3 protein-coding genes are annotated in these 4,743 nt (G+C 55.6%); all 3 read right to left on the reverse strand.

Translation table 11 applies throughout. From position 1 onward, the window contains the following. A partial coding sequence (locus tag VMU57_RS18990; protein WP_325386306.1) for a DUF499 domain-containing protein occupies positions 1 to 744 on the reverse strand: 744 nt, incomplete at its 3' end. A 37-nt stretch (positions 745 to 781) separates the two neighbouring features. After that, entirely contained in the window at positions 782 to 3,745 is a 2,964-nt protein-coding gene (locus VMU57_RS18995; RefSeq protein ID WP_325386308.1) for a DUF1156 domain-containing protein, read from the reverse strand. Next, entirely contained in the window at positions 3,742 to 4,662 is a 921-nt protein-coding gene (locus tag VMU57_RS23190) for an AIPR family protein (protein WP_414648686.1), read from the reverse strand. Before VMU57_RS23190 ends, VMU57_RS18995 begins: the two co-directional genes overlap by 4 nt. Positions 4,663 to 4,743: the final 81 nt, after the last annotated feature.

A 4,743-nucleotide genomic window follows, 5' to 3' on the forward strand; every position in this document is an offset into this window, starting at 1 on the left:
AACCAATGCTGTATTCGCCGAGTTTCCCACTGCGCCCGTGAGCCGGTGCAGAAAACTCATGGTTTCGTCTCGCAGGGTAGTCTGATGAACCTTGATTCCGCCGACGCTGATGAGATATTGCAAGACTTCGTCGAGCAGGATTAGGTTCGGGCCTTCCGCCAGTAATGCCATGATCTCGTCAGCACCCGGTGCGACACGCGCCTCGTCCTGCTGGCGCATGATCTCGTAACCCTTCTTGCCCCCCAGAGACCAGGCGATCCAACCCCACATGGTTTGCGCACGGAACTTTTCGCCGGGAATTTCTTTGCCTTTGGTCGCGTCGAAAAATTGGCCATCAAACACTGCCGTGCGAACGTTTGCTGGTCTGGAGAACCCCTGTGCCTCGGGCAGAATATCTAATGCCTTCCGGTTGCGTGCAGCATGAAACAGAGATGCCAGCGTGTGTGACTTGCCGCCGCCGAACGGAGTGAGCAGCTTAAGAATTCGATTGCCTGTGCCGCCGGTGAGGCGAGAGAGAACATCCTCCAACAGCGAGCGTAGTCCTTTGGTCAGGTAGGAAACTCGAAAGAAGTGTTCGGGTTCGCGATACACAGCCGGAACACTCTTGTTCCCATCGGCGAGGGGGCCGAGATCAAGCGCAAAAATGTCTTCAGAGAAGTTTGGAGAGTCCACGTCGGGATGGACTTGCACTACCTGAACCCAGGGTTTGAGGTCCAGCGAAGTCTTATCTGACTTTGTGCTCATAAATTAGTCACTCCCGCGTGGAGGATCGTTGCTCGTTCTACTCATTCTTCTGCCTGGCTCTGAACAGCGGGCCTACTGCGGCCTCTGCTACATCTTCCACCACGCTGCGCCAGTTCGCAGTCAGTTTCGTAAGCGCTGCTAACTCCGTGCCGGTTGCGACTTCACCGAGTTCGCCGCCTTTAAGAGCCGGGCCAGCGAGCGCCTGTGCGACTAGCCGCATTTGCTCGGTGTTTGGCCGCGCGTCACGTAAGAAATCTGGAATGCCAGATGGATGCCGTTCCAACAGCCACAAGAGACGGTGCAGAGCGTCGACCAGTGGTGCTGACTGTCCATCCTCGGATGGCATTCCGAGCGCAGCGTCCTCACCACGCTCGGTGTAGTCCATCAAACGGTACTTGCTCTTGTTTTTGGCTACCAACGCCCGCGTCCCGCTCGACAGACCGTGTCCGCCGTCCAGTTCGACGTGGGTGCCGTTGGCAAAGATGATCGCCTCGCCAGAGTCCAGGTCGGCGGCCTTGTAGGTGTAGCGCCATAGCACATAGAACCGCGTGGCTGCGTCCAGCCCTACAAGGCTGTGTTGGCCACTGCTGGCACCGACTTCCTTCGATAGTCGGGCCAGGATGGCCTCTAAGACCGCCGTTTCCACTTCGGCCAAGAAGCGTTCGGCGGGCACTTCCTCCCCATTGGCATATTCAACGCGTACAAAGCGGGTGAACGCCCTAAGCCCCGCTCCTACGCAGGCAATCACTAGGTCCGCCCCGGAAATCCCCATCTCCCACAACGTCCCAACCCGCTCCCGAACAATCTGCTCCAGCTCTGGTCGCACTTCTGTCTCGTAGTTGCCAATCGCTTCGCCACTCCGCTTGCGAGTAACGAGAAAAATGCTTGAGGCGAGCGATGCCGTATCCAATGCAATCAATCTTGCGCCTCGTTCCGTGTCCAACGGCCACGCCTCAAGAACGGTGAAACCAGCACGCCTCAATGCCTCGACCAAAGTTGACCATCCTAGGGTCGTCTTGTGCGCGTAGACAACAACTAGCAATCCTTCGGGCTTGAGAGACTTGGCAGCCTCCGAGAACGAACGCAGCATTAGGTCCTCGTACTCTTTGGTGGCAGCGTCCATGTCTCCAGCGTGCCGGGACGCCAACGCAGTCGCCTCGCTTTTCTTGGGAGTGAGTTCCGTTGCGAAGTGCTCTGGATAAATAGAGCCGATGGTTCTCTTTTGCCACACGTAGAAGAAGTCGGATACATCTGCGTAGGGCACGTTGTCATAGTAAGGAGGATCAGTGATAATGGCGTCAAAACCTCGCCAGTCTTCCGGGAGAGAAGCGGCAGAACCGCGCCGGACGTCGGCAGGACGCTCGCCAGCTTCGATCTCTGCCAAAGCACTGACCTGAGCATTCAGAATTGAGTCGGCATTCGACCCGGCGTCGCCGAAGGGACAGATTTCGGCAAAATCCCAAAGCATGCCGAGAGCGTGGCGACCGAAAGTTCCGGCAACCGCTTCCGTCTGACTGATCCACCTGCAAAAGGAAGAGCCATAATCCGCGATCTTGTCCACGAGTGAACTCAGATATGTGGCAACTGCTTTCGCGTGACCGTGGTCAATCTTGTCGTCCCAAGGTTTGCGCGAAATCACATCGGCCATCGTCATCAGCATCAATTTCTGACGCGGGGTGAACAGCTCACCGAAATCCAAAATTCCGTGGCGGGTTACGGCTGAAAGACCGCGGGCATTAGGAGACGGACGAAGTGGATTGATTCGTTCATTTGGAAACCCGCCGATCACTCTCTCGCTTTTAGCTTTCAGCCGGTGCTCTAGTGATTCCAGCGCTCTGAGCGTCTCTGGAGAATCGTCAGGGGCGAGATAGGTTTTTCCTTTCCCAGATCTTCCACCGCACACAACGGCCAGGAGTTGTATTCCGACACGCTTGGCCTTTCCTTCACCTTGCACATACTCGCCATCGGCAACCGTACCGCAGAACGGGCAGGTAGCGTTGCCGCCTTTTGATCCCGCCTCAGGATCGAATGCCAAGCCCTTTTCCGAGAGGGCCTCGACGACCTCGAAGCGGACCTCCTTCTTGCCTGCGGGGGCGACGACCTGTAGCGCCACATAACGACCCGGCTTTTTGCGAAGCCATGTTTGTTTTGCCAAGGGTACGGTCGCACGGCAGTTCGGATTCTTGCAAGTTACCGTGCGCGTCCACAAGTAAGCCACTGGTATCAGGTATCCCGGCGGCACTTCGTCAGTGGTGTGTTCCTTGAGCCAGTCAACCTGCGCGGCGATCTTCTTGCCTTTGAACTCGGAGTCCGGGATTAGTGGGTACAGGTCGCCGATCTCCGCTTTGACCTGTTTCAGCATCCAGTTTCCCCAATAGCGGACCTCCTCGGCCAGTCCTCCCCATGTAGTTTCGCCTCGGGCATTCTTTGGACCGGTCATGCCACGAGTGGATGGGTCCGGTTTGCCATACTTCTGCGGATAGACAAGCGTGCAGAGCTCAATGATGTGGGCAACAGGGTTGAGGTCGAGCGCATAGGCCTCGCAACCGAGCCGCAAAGCCTCAAGTGGAATCGCCCCGCCCCCTGCAAACATGTCGAGTACCTTCGGGCGTGGGGCTCGGCCCTCGACAATGTCCTCGACAGTGACCTTCTTTCCCGTCTCTACTGTCAGCCGCTCCGCGTGAGCTTGGAGAATGTGGTGTTGCGCCTCGGCGATAACTGTCGGATTGCCTGGATACAGACAAAGCCGTTCGACAAACTTTGCCGCGTTCGCACGGCCTAGAGATTTCTTCTTCTCATCACTGGCCCCGTTCGGTACGAACCGCGATGCAGGTACGAGTGCCCCATACACCGCCGCACGGCAAGCGACCAGAGGCCGCCGCGCCCACCATAGATGGAGCGTCGAAATATGTCCCTTGCGGACAGACTTCTCCCGTGAAGCCTCCGCGCTGATTTTTTCAATCGGAAGGTAGTCCTCAATAAGCCGCTTTTCTTCTGTCATGCGACCTCAAACTCTCGGAGTGTCTCTCTGAATTTCTTAAGAGCCGAGCGCGCCTTTCGACGCTGTGGATTGGAGCCTGACTCCACAAACGCCTCGAAACGGTCGTCTAAATCTTTCTTCTTGAAAAAGGTCGAGACATCTAATGCCGTCTCGCCTTTTCCTCTGGTCTTTCTGAAGAATGCTGACGCCGCACGGTATGTATGCAAGACAAAGTGCTCAAGCGGCCTGAGTTGCTTCTCTTGGTCTTTCCGTTCACAAATGTACATGAATTTTGCGCGTCCGGGCTCAGATCCGACATCGTGCTTCAGATTTCGCCACGCATGATTTATGACAACCCACCGAGCGTAACCCCACTCGGGGCGGCCTCTACTGCCAGCCCGTACCAGTCTTCCGAGGTGCGCCATCGCGAGGTATGTCTTCGCGGGCCGACCGTCAAAGATGCGTGCGTATAGATCGGGCTCGAAAAGCCTCTCAGTACCTTCACGAACAAAATACGGGTCGAGTTCACATGCCGCTACCGTTTTTGCAAGTTCTTCTCTCTTAAATAAGAAGCGTCTGTGTATCCCAAATAATCTTCGAATCTCGGCTTTGGATTGTCTTTTCCTTAAGTATTCATATCCGAGTCGCCGAAACTCGCGCTGTAATCGAACCTGCTCGAAGTCGTTCGCGCATAAATCCGACGCCGCTATTTCATTCTGCCAGTTGGTCGCTTGAACAATGCGGCTAACCAATTCTTCAAATTTTGATGCGCGTCCATCTCCGACTCTGGGAATAGCAATTACTCGGACAAGTACGCTCGCCCTCTTTGAACCAAAATCTGCCAGCGTGCGCGTAGTTTGTTGCCCATTGATTACCTGAGGGTTATATAAGCGCAGGATCTCATGCGTACCCTTGTCGACCCGCCTAGCCTGGATTATTCACGATTTGTCTGGTGAAAAAAGAAAGGATGCTCTAAAAGTGTTGATGAACACTGGGTTTTCGTGAACCCAGCACTCCCT

Source organism: Edaphobacter sp. (assembly GCF_035532915.1).
Taxonomy (GTDB): Bacteria; Acidobacteriota; Terriglobia; order Terriglobales; family Acidobacteriaceae; genus Edaphobacter.